Below are 1170 nucleotides of genomic sequence, written 5' to 3' on the forward strand. Positions count from 1 at the left end.
CATCGGGCACACGCAGGCGGCTGCCGGTGTCGCCGGCCTGATCAAGATGATCATGGCGATGCGGCACGGGGTGCTTCCGCAGACCCTGCACGTGGATGCCCCGTCGAGTCACATCGACTGGGAGGCCGGTGACGTCGAGCTGCTGACCGAGGCCGTGGAGTGGCCGGACACCGGCCGTCCCCGCCGGGCCGGTGTGTCGTCCTTCGGCATCAGCGGCACCAACGCGCACACGATCATCGAGCAGCCGCCGGTTCCCGAACCGGCGACGGCACCCGAGGCGGACCCGGTCCTGCCGGTCGTCCCCTGGCTGCTCACGGCGAAGGGCGAGCAGGCGCTCCAGGCGCAGGCACGTCGACTCCAGGACTTCGTCCTGTCTGCACCGGATGCCTTGCGTCCGGTCGACATCGCGTGGTCGCTGGTGGCGGGCCGGGCGCAGTTCGAGGACCGTGCGGCGGTCGTCGCCGCGGACCGTGAAGGTCTGCTGGCCGGTCTCGCCGCGCTGGCGGAAGGCGGTTCGGCGGCAGGCGTGGTCACGGGCTCGCCCGTGGGCGGGAAGGTCGCCTTCCTGTTCACCGGGCAGGGCAGCCAGCGCCTCGGCATGGGCCGCGAGCTGTACGAGACCCGGCCGGTGTTCGCGGACGCGCTGGACGCGGTCTGCGAGCGGCTGGAACTTCCCCTGAAGGAAGCCCTGTTCGGGTCGGACGCGAAGCTGCTGGACCGGACCGAATACACCCAGCCCGCCCTGTTCGCGATCGAGGTCGCGCTGTTCCGCCTCGTCGAGTCGTGGGGCCTGAAGCCGGACTTCGTTGCCGGCCACTCGATCGGTGAGATCGCGGCCGCGCACGTGGCGGGTGTGCTGTCGCTGGACGACGCGTGCGCGCTGGTCGCGGCCCGCGGCCGGCTGATGCAGGCGCTCCCGGCCGGCGGCGTGATGATCGCCGTCCAGGCTTCGGAGGACGAGGTCCTGCCGCTGCTCACCGACAGCGTGAGCATTGCCGCGATCAACGGGCCGCAGTCGGTCGTGGTCGCGGGTGACGAGGACGCGGCCGTCGCCGTCGCGGAGGCCTTCCAGGCCCAGGGCCGCAAGACCAAGCGGTTGACGGTCAGCCACGCGTTCCACTCGCCGCACATGGACGGCATGCTGGACGACTTCCGTCAGGTGGTGGCGGG

1 protein-coding gene is annotated in these 1170 nt (G+C 71.7%); it reads left to right on the top strand.

Going from position 1 to position 1170, the window contains the following annotated elements; all coding sequences use genetic code 11:
• A partial coding sequence (locus ACFV7Q_RS38920; protein ID WP_385435684.1) for an acyltransferase domain-containing protein occupies positions 1-1170 on the top strand: 1170 nt, incomplete at both ends.

The sequence above is a fragment of the Streptomyces sp. NPDC059851 genome (assembly GCF_042732005.1).
Taxonomy (GTDB): Bacteria; Actinomycetota; Actinomycetes; order Streptomycetales; family Streptomycetaceae; genus Streptomyces.